Annotated in this window: 14 protein-coding genes; 8 read left to right on the top strand and 6 right to left on the bottom strand. The window is 75.5% G+C overall.

The window, feature by feature from the left end:
• Positions 1-85: 85 nt before the first annotated feature.
• The 4 genes from BD833_RS12675 (at position 86) to BD833_RS12690 (ending at position 6,416) form a co-directional block, all read left to right on the top strand.
• Entirely contained in the window at positions 86-1,834 is a 1,749-nt protein-coding gene (locus BD833_RS12675; protein WP_166533492.1) for a putative bifunctional diguanylate cyclase/phosphodiesterase, read from the top strand.
• Positions 1,831-4,416, top strand: coding sequence for a diguanylate cyclase domain-containing protein (locus BD833_RS12680; RefSeq protein WP_166533493.1), 2,586 nt, complete (start codon positions 1,831-1,833; stop codon positions 4,414-4,416). Before BD833_RS12675 ends, BD833_RS12680 begins: the two co-directional genes overlap by 4 nt.
• A 94-nt stretch (positions 4,417-4,510) precedes the next feature.
• Positions 4,511-5,476 (top strand): glucosyl-3-phosphoglycerate synthase, encoded by a 966-nt coding sequence (locus BD833_RS12685; protein WP_166533494.1) that lies wholly within the window; start codon positions 4,511-4,513, stop codon positions 5,474-5,476.
• Between the two features lie 100 nt (positions 5,477-5,576).
• Positions 5,577-6,416 carry a glycerophosphodiester phosphodiesterase gene (locus tag BD833_RS12690; protein WP_166533495.1) on the top strand — a complete coding sequence of 280 codons (840 nt, stop codon included), beginning with the start codon at positions 5,577-5,579 and terminating at the stop codon, positions 6,414-6,416.
• Positions 6,417-6,603: 187 nt separating this feature from the next.
• Here BD833_RS12690 and BD833_RS12695 read toward each other — a convergent pair whose 3' ends face one another.
• Together BD833_RS12695 and BD833_RS12700 are read right to left on the bottom strand one after the other, a co-directional pair.
• The gene (locus tag BD833_RS12695; protein ID WP_166533496.1) at positions 6,604-7,269 is read right to left on the bottom strand and encodes an HAD family hydrolase; all 666 of its coding nucleotides are present in this window, start codon (positions 7,267-7,269) and stop codon (positions 6,604-6,606) included.
• 55 nt (positions 7,270-7,324) lie between these two features.
• Positions 7,325-8,440 (bottom strand): NDMA-dependent alcohol dehydrogenase, encoded by a 1,116-nt coding sequence (locus BD833_RS12700; RefSeq protein WP_166533497.1) that lies wholly within the window; start codon positions 8,438-8,440, stop codon positions 7,325-7,327.
• Between the two features lie 176 nt (positions 8,441-8,616).
• On the opposite strand from BD833_RS12700, the gene BD833_RS12705 reads away from it, so the two are divergent.
• Positions 8,617-9,318, top strand: coding sequence for a TetR/AcrR family transcriptional regulator (locus BD833_RS12705; protein ID WP_166533498.1), 702 nt, complete (start codon positions 8,617-8,619; stop codon positions 9,316-9,318).
• A gap of 9 nt (positions 9,319-9,327) precedes the next feature.
• Here the strand turns inward: BD833_RS12705 and BD833_RS12710 are convergent, their stop codons facing one another.
• The 4 genes from BD833_RS12710 to BD833_RS12725 all read right to left on the bottom strand — a co-directional run bounded on the left by BD833_RS12710 (position 9,328) and on the right by BD833_RS12725 (position 11,830).
• Entirely contained in the window at positions 9,328-9,921 is a 594-nt protein-coding gene (locus BD833_RS12710; protein ID WP_166533499.1) for a TetR-like C-terminal domain-containing protein, read from the bottom strand.
• 131 nt (positions 9,922-10,052) lie between these two features.
• Entirely contained in the window at positions 10,053-10,385 is a 333-nt protein-coding gene (locus BD833_RS12715; RefSeq protein ID WP_166533500.1) for a hypothetical protein, read from the bottom strand.
• Between the two features lie 43 nt (positions 10,386-10,428).
• Positions 10,429-11,346 carry a 1,4-dihydroxy-2-naphthoyl-CoA synthase gene (locus BD833_RS12720; protein WP_166533501.1) on the bottom strand — a complete coding sequence of 306 codons (918 nt, stop codon included), beginning with the start codon at positions 11,344-11,346 and terminating at the stop codon, positions 10,429-10,431.
• A gap of 10 nt (positions 11,347-11,356) precedes the next feature.
• Complete coding sequence (locus BD833_RS12725; RefSeq protein ID WP_166533502.1) at positions 11,357-11,830, bottom strand: NUDIX domain-containing protein; 474 nt, start codon at positions 11,828-11,830, stop codon at positions 11,357-11,359.
• A 142-nt stretch (positions 11,831-11,972) separates the two neighbouring features.
• Between BD833_RS12725 and BD833_RS12730 the strand changes: the two genes are divergently transcribed.
• The 3 genes from BD833_RS12730 to BD833_RS12740 are packed head-to-tail and all read left to right on the top strand — an operon-like array spanning position 11,973 to position 14,001.
• Entirely contained in the window at positions 11,973-12,431 is a 459-nt protein-coding gene (locus BD833_RS12730; protein WP_243737628.1) for a MaoC family dehydratase, read from the top strand.
• 7 nt (positions 12,432-12,438) lie between these two features.
• Entirely contained in the window at positions 12,439-13,011 is a 573-nt protein-coding gene (locus tag BD833_RS12735; protein WP_166533503.1) for an LOG family protein, read from the top strand.
• 54 nt (positions 13,012-13,065) lie between these two features.
• Positions 13,066-14,001: an alpha/beta fold hydrolase gene (locus tag BD833_RS12740; protein ID WP_166533504.1), complete on the top strand. Its 936-nt coding sequence runs from the start codon at positions 13,066-13,068 to the stop codon at positions 13,999-14,001.
• The last annotated feature ends 23 nt before the right edge of the window (positions 14,002-14,024 follow it).

The raw sequence follows: 14,024 nt of genomic DNA on the forward strand, positions 1-14,024 counted from the left end.
GCCGCCGCGCGGCCGGTCGCCCCAACGGGTGACGGGCCGATCACGTTCCCTGCAGCAACCGGCGCCGCGGTCCGAGAAGGGTCAGGTGACCTCCGCGACCGCCGCCCTCCTGGGCTGTGCCGTGCTCGCGGGCGTCCTGGGCGGGCTGTGCTGGCGCCAGCGCCGGCTGGTCGCCGGCCTGCGGCGCTGCCGTGCGGGGTTCACCGCGCTCGTCCGCAGCAGCCCCGACCCCGTCGTCCTGCTCGACGCGCGGCTGCGCATCACGTTCGCCTCACCCGCCGTCGCCGCGCTGCTCGGCCGCGAGCCCGCCGAGCTCCCCGGGCTGGAGCTGGCGTCCGCCGTCCACCCCGACGACCGGACCGCCCTGTTCGGCGGGCTCGGCGCACCGGCCGGTGAGAACGGCGAGCTCGCCGTCCGCACCGCCCGCGTCCGCACCGGCGACGGGCAGTGGCGACTGATCCAGGTGACCGCCCGCGACCTGCGCGCCGACCCCGACGTCGGCGCGCTCGTGCTGTTCTGCCGGGACGCGACCGTCCGCGGCCGCGGCCCGGACCCCGAACTGCTCGAGCTGGCCCTTACCGACCCGGTGACCGGGCTGCCCAACTCCACGGCGCTGGTCCGCCGCCTGGCCGCGGTGCAGCGGTCCCTCCCCGGCGCCCCCGTCGCGCTCGCGGTCGTCTCCGTCGGCGGCCTCCCCGACGATCCGCACCCCGGCGCCGACACCACCGTCCTGCGGGTGCTCACCTCCCGGCTGGCCCGCGAGCTGCGCGGGGAGGACTGGCTGGCCCGCGGCTCGGACGGCGACCTGGTCGTGCTCGTCGACGGCACCGTCTCCGACGCCGAGGTCGTCGCCGCCCGCCTCGTCGCCACCGCCGGCTGGCTGGCCACGCCCACCGGGCCCCTGACCGCCGTCGCCGGCGTCACCGGCCTGGGGGCCGACGTCGACCCCGGCGATGCGCTGCGCCGCGCCGACCTGGCGCTGCGGAGCGCGCGGGCCGCCGGCGCCGGGTCGGTGCACCGGTTCGACGACGCGCTGCGCGAGGCCGAGGACCGGCGCAGCACGCTGGGCACCGACCTCGCCGGCGCGCTGGCCCGCGGTGAGCTGCGGCTGGCGTTCCAGCCGGTCGTGGACGTCGTGCTGCAGCGCACCGTCTCCCTCGAGGCGCTGCTGCGCTGGCGGCACCCGGTCCTCGGCGAGATCTCCCCCCAGGAGTTCGTGCCGCTGGCGGAGGAGTCGTCCCTGATCACCGAGCTCGGCCGGTGGGTGCTGCGCGAGGCGTGTGCCACCGTGGCCGCGCTGCCCGGCGATCCGCTGTCGGTGGCGGTCAACGTCTCGGCGCGCCAGGTACGCAGCGGCGAGCTGGTCTCCGACGTCGTCGCCGCGCTGGAGGCCGGCGGCCTGCCCGCGTCCCGGCTGGTCGTCGAGATCACCGAGTCGATGCTGCTCGACGCGCACGTCGCCGACGAGCTGGAGACGCTGCGCCGGCTCGGCGTGCGGATCGCCGTCGACGACTTCGGCACCGGCTGGTCGTCGCTGGCCTACCTGGCCGGCCTGCCCGCCGACCTGCTCAAGATGGACCAGCACTTCCTCGCCGGCGTGGAGCGGGACCCGCAGCGCCGCGCGCTGTGCCGGGCGGTCCTGCAGCTGGGGACCAGCCTGGGGCTGCCCGTCGTCGTCGAGGGCGTCACCACCCCCGGCCAGCTCGCGCTGCTGCGTGACATGGGCCACCGCTTCCTCCAGGGCTACGCGTTCTCCCGGCCGCTCGAGGCGGGCCGGCTCAGCGACACCGACTGGCGGGACGCCGTCGAGCGGCCCCTGGCCGTGACTCCGTGACCGCCCTGCGCGAGCTGCCGCGGCAACTCCTGTGGACGGCGGCGCTCGGCCTCGTCGGCCTGGTCCTCACCGCGCCGGCCAGCGCGCCCGACGGCACCGGCATGCAGTGGGACGAACTGGTCATGTCCGCCCTCGCCACCAGCTGCGCGGTGCTCGTGGTGCGCCGGCTGCGCGGCGTGGAGCCGGCGGCCGCGCGCCCCTGGTGGCCGGTGGTCGCCGGTGCGGTGTGCTTCGCCGTCGCCACCCTGCTGGCCGGCTCCTTCCCGGGGCCGGCGTTCGACGGGTTCGGCGTCGACGACGTCCTCCTCTTCACCGGCGCCTGCACCCCGCTGATCACCGCCGCGCTGCTGGCCCGGCAGGTCATCCGGACCCGCTGGAGCACGCTGGTCGTCGACGGCCTCATGGTGGCCAGCGCGGTCCTGGTCGTCACCGAGGTGCTGCGGGCGCCGCTGCGCGGCCCGGACCCGGCGTCGGCGGACCTGCGCGGGCTGGTGCTCACCTACGGCTCCTACGCCGCCGTGATGCTCGGCGGCGCCGGCGCCCTGTGCACCGTCTCCACCGCCGCCCTGCGCCGGTCGGTCAGCGTGCTGCTGGTCGGCATCGCCGCCCAGGGCGTGGCCGCGGGCAGCGAGGCGATGGCCATCGCCACCTCGTCCTCGGCGTGGACGTCGGCCTGCGCCCTCGCCGTCGCCGTCTCGCTCCTGTCCACCGCCCTCGCCGTCCACCGCGCGCCGCTGCGGCTCCCCGACCGCGGGGCCCGGGCCGCCGCGCCGCGGGTGAGCGCCCTCGGGTTGTCGCTCACCGTCTCGGCCGTCCTCGGCCCGCCGGCGGCCATCGCCGCCACGGTGCTCGGCGGCGCCACCCTGGGCCGCGGCGCCGAGCTGGGCTGCTCGGTCGTGTTCGGGCTCATGGCCGTCCGCCTGGTGCTGCGCATCCGCGAGGACGGGCGGATCACCGAGGACCTGGTGCGCAGCGAGGAGGACTTCCGCGGGCTGGTCGAGGCGAGCTCCGACGGCATCGCCATCCTGGACGCGCAGTTCCGGCTGCCCTTCGCCTCCCCCGCCGCGCGCAGCCTGCTCGGCATCGGCGACGACGACCCCGACGTCGTGCTGCTGGACCTCGTCGTCCCCGAGGACCGCGAGCCGTTGCGCCGGGCCGCGCTGGCCGCCCCCGCCGGCGAGGGCCCGGCGATGCACTTCCGGGTGCCGGTCGCCGACGGTCCGCCGCGCGAGCTGGAGGTCACCTCCTCCGAGCGGCCCGGCAGCACCCGGCGGGTGCTGCACCTCCGGGACGTGACCGCCCGCCGCCGGCGCGAGCGGGAGCTCGAGCGCATGGCCTACACCGACCACCTCACCGGCCTGCCCAACCGCGCCATGCTGTTCCGGGAGCTGGGCACCACCGCGCCCGGGCCGCGCACCCTGCTGGTCGTCGACCTCGACGGGTTCAAGGCGGTGAACGACGTCGCCGGCCACGAGGCGGGCGACCAGCTGCTCGTCGACGTCGCCCGGCGGCTGCACACCGTCGTCCGCGAGGACGACCTGGTGGCCCGGCTCGGCGGCGACGAGTTCGCCGTCGTGGTCACCGGCGGGCCCGCCGACGGCGAGGACGTCGCGCTGCGGATCGTCGACGCGATGGCCATGCCGTTCCGGTCCGGGGACAGCACCTTCGCGACCGGGGCGAGCGTCGGGGTCGCGCGGCTCACCGCCGCCGGCGGGCAGGCCGCCTTCCGCGAGGCCGACGCCGCCCTGCGCGCGGCCAAGCAGGCCGGCAAGGGCTGCGTCCGGCTGGCCGGCGACGACGACCGGACCGGCGTCGAGGCCGAGGACGACTTCCACGACGTCGTCGCCGAGGGGCTGTTCGCCGTGCGGCTGGACGCCGCCTGCCGGCCCGACGGCCGGATCGAGCTGGTGCACGCGGTGCCGAGCTGGTCCCATCCCGAGCACGACACCGTCCGCGGGCTGGAGCTGTGGGGCTTCGCCGAGCGCCAGGGCCGGTCGCGCGAGCTGCAGCAGTGGCTGCTGCGCGAGGCCTGCCGGGTGGGCGCGGAGCTCCCCGACGAGACGGTCGCCGTCGCGGTCAGCCTGCCCGCCGGGTTCACCACCGCCGAGGATCTGGCGGCCACCGTCGCCGGCGCCCTGGCCGACTCGGGGCTGCCGGCCGAGCGGCTGGTGCTCTCCTTCACCGAGGAGACCCTGCTGACCTCGTCCGCGGCGCTGATCCCCGAGCTCGAGGCCGTGCGGCGCACCGGCGTGCGGCTGTGCCTGGACAACTACGGCATGGGGCACAGCCTCTTCGCCCTGCTCGCCCGCCTCGCACTGGACCTGGTGCGGGTCGACCTCACCGCGCTGGCCGGCCGCGACGACACCGACCGCGCGCTTCAGGTGCTCGGCGCGATCGCCCGCACCACCGCCGGGTTCGGCCTCACCGCGATCGCCGGCGGCATCTCCACCGCCGCCCACCGCGACGGCGCCGTCGCTGCCGGGATCCATCTGCTGCACGGCCGCGCCTTCCCGGTCGACCTGCCGGCCGAGGAGATGGCCGCGCTGCTCGTCGCCGCCGGGGGCCCCGTCCCCGCCGCCTGATCCGCACTCGCGGCGCGGAAAGATCCCGTGACGCGGCGGTGAACAGCCCGCACCCTCCCTGGTGCCCGGCACCCGGCTGGTCGACAGTGGGCGGGTGAGACCCGATGCCCGCGCCTGGTTCGCCGACCGCACCACGTCCGCGACCTCCCTCGCCGCCATCGACGCCGCCGCCCTCCTGCAGGCCAAGCGGCGCAGCGGCGACCGGATCAGCGTGGTCCTCCCCGCCCGCAACGAGGAGGCGACCGTCGGCCGGCTGGTCGCCGACCTGCACGCCCGCTGGGTGCGCGAGGTCCCGCTGGTCGACGAGCTGGTGGTCGTCGACTCCGACAGCACCGACCGCACCGCCGCCGTCGCCCGGGCAGCCGGGGCCGACGTCGTCGCCACCACCGACGTGCTGCCCGGCCACGGCACCCGCCGCGGTAAGGGCGAGGCGCTGTGGAAGTCCCTCGCCGCCACCACCGGCGACCTCGTCGTCTTCCTCGACGCCGACCTCCTCGGCGACGTCTCCCACTACGTGCCCGGCCTGCTCGGCCCGCTGCTCACCGACCCGCAGGTCGACTACGTGAAGGGCTGCTACACGCGGCCGCTGGAGGTCGGGGACTCCGTGGTGCCCGCCGGCGGTGGCCGGGTGACCGAGCTGACCGCCCGCCCGCTGCTCAACGCCCTGTGGCCCGAGCTCGCCGGCTTCGTCCAGCCGCTGGGCGGAGAGTACGCCGGGCGCCGGACCGCGCTGGAGCAGGTGCCGTTCGTCTCCGCCTACGGCGTGGAGGTGGGGCTGCTGATCGACCTGCTCCGCCTGGGCGGGCTGGGCTCGCTGGCCCAGGTCGACCTCGGCGAGCGCCGGCACACCTCGCAGAGCGTCGAGGCGCTCGGGGAGATGGCCGGGCAGGTGGTCGCCACCGTGCTCGCGCGGGCGGCGTCGGACCGCGAGCCCAGCGGGCTGCTCACCCAGTTCCGCCACGACGGGGCGGCCTTCGTGCCCCGGACCAGCGCCGTCGCCGTCGACGAGCGGCCGCCCATGGCCGACGTCCCCGAGTACCGCGAGCAGCTGGCCGGCTAGCGGCGCCACCCTCGGTCGCGCGCCACGGACGGGACGGGGAGGATCTCCGCGTGCCGGTTGCTCTTCCCGTCCGCGCCCCGCTCCCCCGCCGGCCGCGGAGGTGAACGCGCCCGAGGTCGTCGCCCACCGCGGCGCCACCGCGGAGGCGCCCGAGCACACCCTCGCCGCCTACCGGAACGCGGCGGTGGTCGGCGCCGACGCCGTCGAGTGCGACGTCCGCATGACCCGCGACGGCGTGCTGGTCTGCGTCCACGACCGGAGGATCCGGCGCACCTCCAACGGCCGTGGTGTCGTCTCCGCCCTACGCCTCGCCGAGCTCGAGCAGTTCCGCTTCGGCGCCCGGCGCGGCCGGCTGGACCGGTGGAAGGACGACGAGATCATCGCCGTCACCGACGAGCCCGACGTCGAGAACGGCCGCGTGCTGACCCTCGACCGGCTGCTCGAGCACGTGACGAGCACCCCGGGCGTCGTCCGGCTGGCGATCGAGACCAAGCACCCGACCCGGCACACCTCCCGCGTGGAGCACGAGCTCGTGCGTTCGCTGCGCCGCTACGGCCTCCTCCAGGGCGACCGGCCGGTCGAGTGGGCGGGCAAGCCGGCGTTCCGGGTGATGAGCTTCTCGCAGCTGGCCGTCCGCCGGATCGCCGCGCTGGCGCCGGGCGTGCCGACGGTCCAGCTGATCGGCAAGCGGCTGCGCCCGGTGCGCGGCGAGCTGCTGTCGGGCTCGATGACCGCGGTCGGCCCGGGCCTGGCGCTGCTGCGGTCGGACCCCGCGTTCGTCGCGCAGGCCCACGCCGCCGGCAAGGAGGTGCACGTGTGGACCCCGAACACCGCCGCCGACATCGACTTCCTGGTCTCCCTGGGCGTCGACGCGCTCATCACCGACCACCCCGACGAGGCGCTCCGCCGGCTGGGCCGCGGCACGACCCCTGCCGCCTGACGGCGGTCCGCTCCACAGCCGTCACTCAGCGTGACGGCGCCGGGCCGGCGGGTACATCTCCGGAAAGTCGGACTCTGCCTACAGGTGTGAGCAGAGTCCGACTTCCCGTGGGGGGACCCTCGGACCCTGGGGCGGTCCGGGATGGAGCGGGTCGGGCGCCGATCGGGTGCGGCCGGATCGGATCCGGTCAGGCCAGCGGTGTGCGGTCGAGCGCCGCGGCGAGGTCGCCGGGCGTGTCGAACACGTCCACCGCGCCGGCGCCGCGCAGCTCGTCGTCTCCGAAGCCCCCCGAGCGCACGACGAACGCCGGCATCCCGGCGTTCTTCGCGGCCTCGACGTCGAACACCGAGTCGCCGATCAGCACGCTCGGCGTCCCCTCGGGCGCACCGAGCTTCGCGAGTGCCACCTGGAGCAGGTCGGGAGCGGGCTTGCTCGACTCGACGTCGTCGCTGGTGGTCCAGGCGTCGGCGAGGTCGCGGATCCCGAGCAGGTCCAGGGAGTGGTCGACGTGCTTCGCCTTGCCGGAGCTGGCCAGGACGACCCGGTGACCGCGGTCGTGGATGGCCTGGACGAGCTCGCGGGCACCCGGCAGCGGCGCCACCTCGTCGATCACCCGGTCGAACTCCTCGCTCCAGCGCTCCCGGGCGCGGTCGCCGATCCGCGCCTCGACGTCGTCGCCGGCCAGCGCGGCCGGGAGCCGGTCACCGCCCATGCCGATCAACCGGTGGATCCGCCACACCGGGTGCACCTCGCCGAGCCCGCGCAGCGCGCGGTACCAGGCCAGGGCGTGCTGGTAGTTGCTGTCGACGAGGGTGCCGTCGACGTCGAGGACGGCGATGCAGGGTTCACTCACGCCCCCGGCCTGCCCACCGCCCGTCCGGGCCAACCACGGCGGCACGGGAGCGGGGTCAGCGGCTCAGGTCGAGGAGCCCGCGGACGGTCTGCCCGGCGGCCTGGTCCCGGTAGCCCTCGTTGACCTCCTCGAGGCCGTACCGGCGGGTGATCAGGCGGTCGAGCTCGAGCCGGCCCTCCTCGTGCATGCGCAGCAGCCGCGGGATGTCGGTGAACGGGTTGCACGAGCCGAACATCGCGCCCTGCACCCGGTGCTCGAACACCGTGGTCACCTGCCCGTTGAGGCCGGCCCGGCCGTCCTCCGGCCGGTCGGCCAGTGCGGTGAGCACCAGCGTGCCGCCCTTGCCCAGGCACGCCGACGCCGCCTTGTACACCTCGCCGGACATCTTCCCGACCGTCACGACGACGACGTCGGCGCCGGTCCCGCGGGACAGCTCCCGGGCCAGCCCCGCCGCCTCCCCGGCGTCGGCCACCGTGCGGGTGGCGCCCAGCGACTCGGCGAACTCCCGCTTCATGGCCACCGGGTCGACGCCGATCACGTGCATGGCGCCGGCGTGCACGGCGCCCTGGACGGCGTTGACGCCGACGCCGCCGAGCCCGACGACGACCACCGTGTCACCGGGCCGCACACCGCCGGAGTAGACCGCCGATCCCCAGCCGGTGGGCACGCTGCACGCGACCAGCGCGGCGGTGTCCAGCGGCAGCCACGGGTCGATGCGGACGCACGAGAACTCGCTGAGCAGGGTGTGCCGGGAGAAGGCACCGATCATGCAGAAACCGCCCAGCGGCGCACCGTCGAGCCGGTAGGGGAAGGTGCCGGTGGGCAGCTGCCCGGTGGCGATCGTCGCCCCCTTGTCGCAGAGGTTCGACCGGCCCGAGGCGCAGTACCGGCAGTGCCCGCAGGCGGGCAGGAAGCTGGTGACGACGTGGTCGCCCGGGGCCACGCCGGTGACGCCGGCGCCCACCGCCTGGACGACGCCGGAGCCCTCGTGCCCGCCGACGATCGGGTAGCGCCCGCCGGGGTTGGCGTGCCGCAGGTGCTCGTCGGAGTGGCAGAGCCCGGCGTAGGCCATCTCGACCAGCACCTCGCCCGGGCCCGGGTCGAGCACCTCGAGGTCGACGATCTCGTACTCGGTCTCCGGCTCGCGCAGTACCGCAGCTGTCGTCCGCACCGGGGCGGCTCCTCTCGCAGTCGTGGTGGCTCGGCCGGCCTCGCGACCGCGCACCCGCCGGTCATCGTGCCTGGTGGGCTCCGCCGTCCCGCGCCGACCCCAGGATCCGCGACACGACATACCGACCGGTTGGTAACGGGAGCGATCATGGCCGATCGTTGCCTAAGCTTCGGAGCGTGAGCCAACCGAGCGACCGCCGGGCGCGGAAGAAGGCGCAGACGCGGGAGCACGTACGCACCGTGGCGCACCGACTGTTCGCCGAGAACGGGTTCGACGCGGTCACGATCGCCGACATCGCCCGCCAGGCCGACGTCGCGGTGCAGACGGTGTTCAACCACTTCGCGACGAAGGAGGAGCTCTTCTTCGACGGTCGCATCCCGTGGTCGCACGCCCCGGCCGACGCGGTCCGGAACCGGCCGGCCGGGGTCACTCCGCTGACCGCGCTGGCCGACCACCTCGCGGAGGGCGCCGCCTACTTCGTGCGCCTGCACGTCAGCCCGCAGGGGCGCGCCTTCACGCAGGTCGTCCACAGCAGCCCGGCGCTGGCCGCCTACGAGCAGCGGGTCCTGTTCGAGGCCGAGCGGGAGCTGACCGCGGCGCTGGCCGCCGCGTGGACGACCGACCCCGAGCCCGGGATGGCCACCTCGCCGGTGCTGTTCTGCCCGCGGCTGGCCGCCCCGCTGGCCGCCGCCCTGTGGCTCACCGTGTCCCGGGTGGTCGTCGTCGAGCAGCGGCAGGTCGTGGACCACAGCGACGACCCGGAGGGCGCCGCGGCGGAGGTCCGGACGCTGACCGAGAGCCTGATGACCGGCCTGTACGCCCAGCTGGGCCTGCAGCCGCCGGCGAACGTGGCGAAGCTGGCGCGCCGCGCCGGGTGAGCGGAGGGCTCAGGCGGCGACGGTCTCGGCCAGCGGCCGGACCAGCGGCATCAGCACCTCGTCGACGACCAGCACGACCTGGTCGACGGTGAGCGGCTCGGGCATCCGGTAGCGCTGCCACCAGAAGGCCTCGAGCACCGAGCTGAGCAGCCGCACCCGCTCGACGCGGACCGGCTCGCCCCGCCGCTCGGCCCGGGCGCAGACCTCCTCGACCGCCGCCGCGAGCGGGCGCACCAGCGCCTCGTCGAGGCCCGCCCGCAGCTCCGCGTCGTGCCGCGCGGCCCCGACGAGGCTCGCGACCGCGCGCTCCTCGCGGCTCAGCGGCTGGGTCCACCGCGGGGTGAGCAGCCCCAGCAGGTCCTCCCGCACGGAGCCGCCCTCGGCGGGCAGCACCACCAGGTGGAAGCGGCCGACGGCCGCCCGCGCGAGCGCGGACATCGTCGGCCACCGCCGGTAGATCCCGGCCTTGCCGGCCCGGGCGCGGGCGGCGACGCGGTCGCTGTTGAGCCGCCCCCACCCCTCGTCGGCCAGGATGTCGACGGCGACGGCGAGCAACTGCTCGGACAACTCGGTGCTGAGCGGGCGCCCCGGGGTGCCCGTCATCGCGCCGTTCCGATCCGGCTGGTCGTATGCACGCGCCCATCCTGGCGCCTCGATGGAACGACCACAACGATATGAGACCGTGATCGGGAAACTACTTTCCGCAGGTCACCGGCCGGGTGGGGATCGCCCGGTCAGGCGCCCGCGGCGCTCTCGACGTGCACCTGGAGGCTGGCGCCGTCCTCGGAGAGCCAGCCCTGGCTGCGGGCGTGCGCGACCATCCGGTCCCACTGGGCCGCCCAGTCGGCCGCCCGCGCCCGCGGCTCGGCGGCGGCCCGCAGGGAGGCGACGTCGAGGAACGCCGTTCCGGCGTCCTGCAGCCGGCCCAGCCCGGAGCGCTCCAGCGCGTCGGCGGCCTCCTCGTCGGTGACCACGCCCAGGGCCAGGTGCAGCCGCCCCAGGTCGTCGACATCGACCACCCGCGTCTCCGGACGCTCGTCGGCGCCGGTCACCACCTCGACGATCATTCTTCATCCCTCCGGACAGTCAGGACTCTCGGGTGCGCTTCTCTCACACGTGCCAAGGAAACCGCGTGAAGTCCGGATCGCGCTTCTCGAGGAAGGCATCCCGGCCCTCGACGGCCTCCTCGGCCATGTAGGCCAGCCGGGTGGTCTCGCCGGCGAAGATCTGCTGGCCGACCAGCCCGTCGTCGATCAGGTTGAACGAGTACTTGAGCATCCGCTGGGCGGTCGGGCTCTTGGCCACGATCTTCTTCCCCCACTCCAGCGCGGTGGCCTCCAGCTCGGCGTGCGGGACCACCCGGTTGACCATGCCCATCGTGTGGGCGTCGGCGGCGGTGTACTCCTCGCCCAGGAAGAAGATCTCGCGGGCGAACTTCTGCCCGACCTGCCGCGCCAGGTACGCCGAGCCGAACCCGCCGTCGAAGCTGCCGACGTCGGCGTCGGTCTGCTTGAAGCGGGCGTGCTCGGCGCTGGCCAGGGTCAGGTCGGAGACGACGTGCAGGCTGTGCCCGCCGCCGGCCGCCCACCCGGGGACGACGCACAGCACGACCTTGGGCATGAAGCGGATCAGCCGCTGCGCCTCGAGGACGTGCAGCCGGCCCAGTCCTCCCCCGCCCGCACCGCCCCCTGCCGCCGTGCCCTTGTCGTGCTCGTAGCCGTACTTCCCGCGCACCCGCTGGTCCCCCCCGGAGCAGAACGCCCAGCCGCCGTCCTTGGGGCTGGGCCCGTTGCCGGTGAGCACCACGCAGCCGACGTCGGTGGACAGCCGCGCGTGCTCCAGCGCGGTGATCAGCTCGTCGACCGTCTGCGGCCGGAACGCGTTGCGCACCTCGGGCCGGTCGAAGGCGATGCGCACCACGCCCGCGTCCACGGCCCGGTGGTAGGTGATGTCGCCGAAGTCGAAGCCCTCCACCGGCCGCCACGCGGAGCTGTCGAAGATCTCGGAGACGTCGTCGCGGGCGCTCATGCTCCCGAACCTAGCCCGCGGCTCGGAGCAGCGGCCGCAGCCGGTCGAGCGAGGCGGCCAGCCCGGGGTGCAGCGGCACCTCGTGCAGCACCGCCAGCGCCACCCACGCGACGCCGTCGCTCTCGCCGTCCAGCCGCAGGTCGCCCGCCTCGAACGGCCGCGCGGGCCGGGCCAGGACGGTCGTGTAGGCCCAGCCGCCGTGGTCGTCGACCGAGGAGGCGCCGAGGACGACGTCCGCCGCGCCGAGGCCGAGCTCCTCCCCCACCTCCCGCAGCGCTCCGGCCGCCGCCGACTCCCCGACGTGCAGCGCGCCGCCCGGCGTCCCCCACGTGCCGCCGTGGTGCGACCACAGGGCCCGGTGCTGGAGCAGCAGCTCGGGGCCGCCGGTGCCGTCGCGGTGGATCAGCAGGCCCGCCGCGCCGGCCCGCCCCCAGTGCCGGTGGCCCTGGGCGCAGACGGTCCAGCCGTCGGTCGAGGCGAGCACGCCGCCCAGTCAACCCGGTCGCGCGCCCGCCCGGCCAGCCCGGCAAGGTGTGCTGCGGAGAGTCGGACTCTGCTTCGCCACGGAAGCAGAGTCCGACTGTGCGCGGAACACCCTGCCAACCCCCGGGAAGGAACACGACGACGTGAGCACCACGACGACCATGGCCGAGCTGGACGGGCTCACCGGCACCGAGCTCGGCACCAGCGACTGGTACGAGGTCACCCAGGAGCACGTGAACCTCTTCGCCGACGCGACCGGTGACCACCAGTGGATCCACGTCGACGTGGCGCGGGCGACGAAGGAGAGCCCCTTCGGCGGGCCGATCGCGCACGGCTACCTGACGCTGTCGCTGCTCGTGCCGCTGTTCACCCAGGTGCTGACCGTCACCGACACCGTGATGGGCGTGAACTACGGCCTGAACAAGGTGCGGTTCCCCGCGCCGGTGCCGGTGGGGTCCCGGGTGCGGATGACCGCCACCCTCGCCGACGTCCAGGACATCGCCGGCGGCAAGCAGCTCACCTTCTCCTGCGTGATCGAGCGCGAGGGCGGGGACAAGCCGGTCTGCATCGCCGAGCCGGTCTACCGCTACTACGGCGGCTGATCGACCGGTGCGCATCGCCGTCTTCACCGGGTCGCACGCCGGCCCGCCGTCGCACACCGCGGCCGCCGCGGCGTTCGCCACCGCGCTGGCCGGCGCGGGGATCGGGATCGTCTACGGCGGCGGGCGCGTCGGGATGATGGGCACCGTCGCCGACGCCGCGCTGGCCGCCGGCGGCGAGGTCATCGGGGTCATCCCCGGGCACCTGGTCGACGACGAGGTGGCGCACCCCGGGCTGCCGCGGCTGGACGTCGTCGACTCGATGCACGAGCGCAAGGCGCGGATGGCCGAGCTGGCCGACGCCTTCGTCGCGCTGCCCGGCGCCGCCGGCACCCTCGAGGAGCTGTTCGAGGCCTGGACCTGGGGGATGCTCGGGCTGCACGCCAAGCCGGCGGCGCTGCTCGACGTCGACGGCTTCTGGCAGCCGCTGCTGGACCAGCTGCGCCGCATGGTCGACGACGGGTACCTCGACCGCGCCCGGCTCGACGCCCTCGGCGTGGTCGCCGACGCCGAGGAGCTGCTGCGGTTCACCGCGGGCTACGTGCACCCACCGCGGAAGTGGGCCGCCCCGCCGTCCTCGTGACCCGGCGGGGGCCGGGGTAACCCACCGGCAACAGCTCGGTGGTGGACTGTGCGGATGGCATCGGCCCCGGTCCGCGAGACGCGGATCGTCCACGGTCACAAGCGCGCCTTCCTCCGGGCCGGGGACGGGCCGCCGCTGCTGCTCCTGCACGGCATCGGGAACAACTGCTCCACCTGGGCCGGGGTGATCGGCCGGCTGGCGGAGCAGCACACCGTCATCGCCCCCGACCTGCTCGGGCACGGCGACTCGGACAAGCCCCGCGGCGACTACTCCATCGCCGCCTACGCCAACGGCATGCGCGACCTGCTCACCGTGCTCGACGTGGAGCGGGCCACCGTGGTCGGGCACTCGCTGGGCGGCGGGATCGCCCTGCAGTTCGCCTACCAGTTCCCCGAGCGCTGCAACCGGCTGGCCCTGGTGGGCAGCGGCGGCCTGGGCCCGGAGCTGTCCGCCGGGCTCCGCGCGGCCACCCTGCCGGGGGCGGAGCTGGTGCTCACCGCACTGGCCGGGGTCTCCGGGCCGCTGCGCACCGGCCTGCGCACCGTCGACTGGATCGGCAGCCTCGCCGGCTGGCGGCAGGTGCGCGACCTCGCGGAGGCCGGTGACGCGCTGCTCGGCCTCAGGGACATCGAGGCCCGCCGTGCCTTCCTCCGCACCCTGCGCGGCGTCGTCGACGCCCGCGGCCAGGCGGTGACCGCGCTGGACCGGCTCTACCTGGCCGACGCCATCCCGATGCTGGTGATCTGGGGCGACCTCGACCCGATCGTGCCGTCGGTGCACGCCGACACCGTGCGCACGCTGGTGCCCAGCGCCCGCGTGGAGATGTTCGCCGGCGCGGGCCACTGGCCGCACCTGGACCAGCCCGACCGCTTCTGCGACGCCCTCCTCGACTTCGTGGCCACCACCGAGCCGGCCGAGCACGACCTGGACAGCTGGCGGGCCCTCCTGGCCCAGAACTGGGACGGCGTGCCGAGGGCCGTCGCGCGCTGACCGCGCGGCCTGCCTAGCGTCGT

Origin of the sequence: Blastococcus xanthinilyticus (genome assembly GCF_008124835.1) — a bacterium.
Classification (GTDB): domain Bacteria; phylum Actinomycetota; class Actinomycetes; order Mycobacteriales; family Geodermatophilaceae; genus Blastococcus; species Blastococcus xanthinilyticus.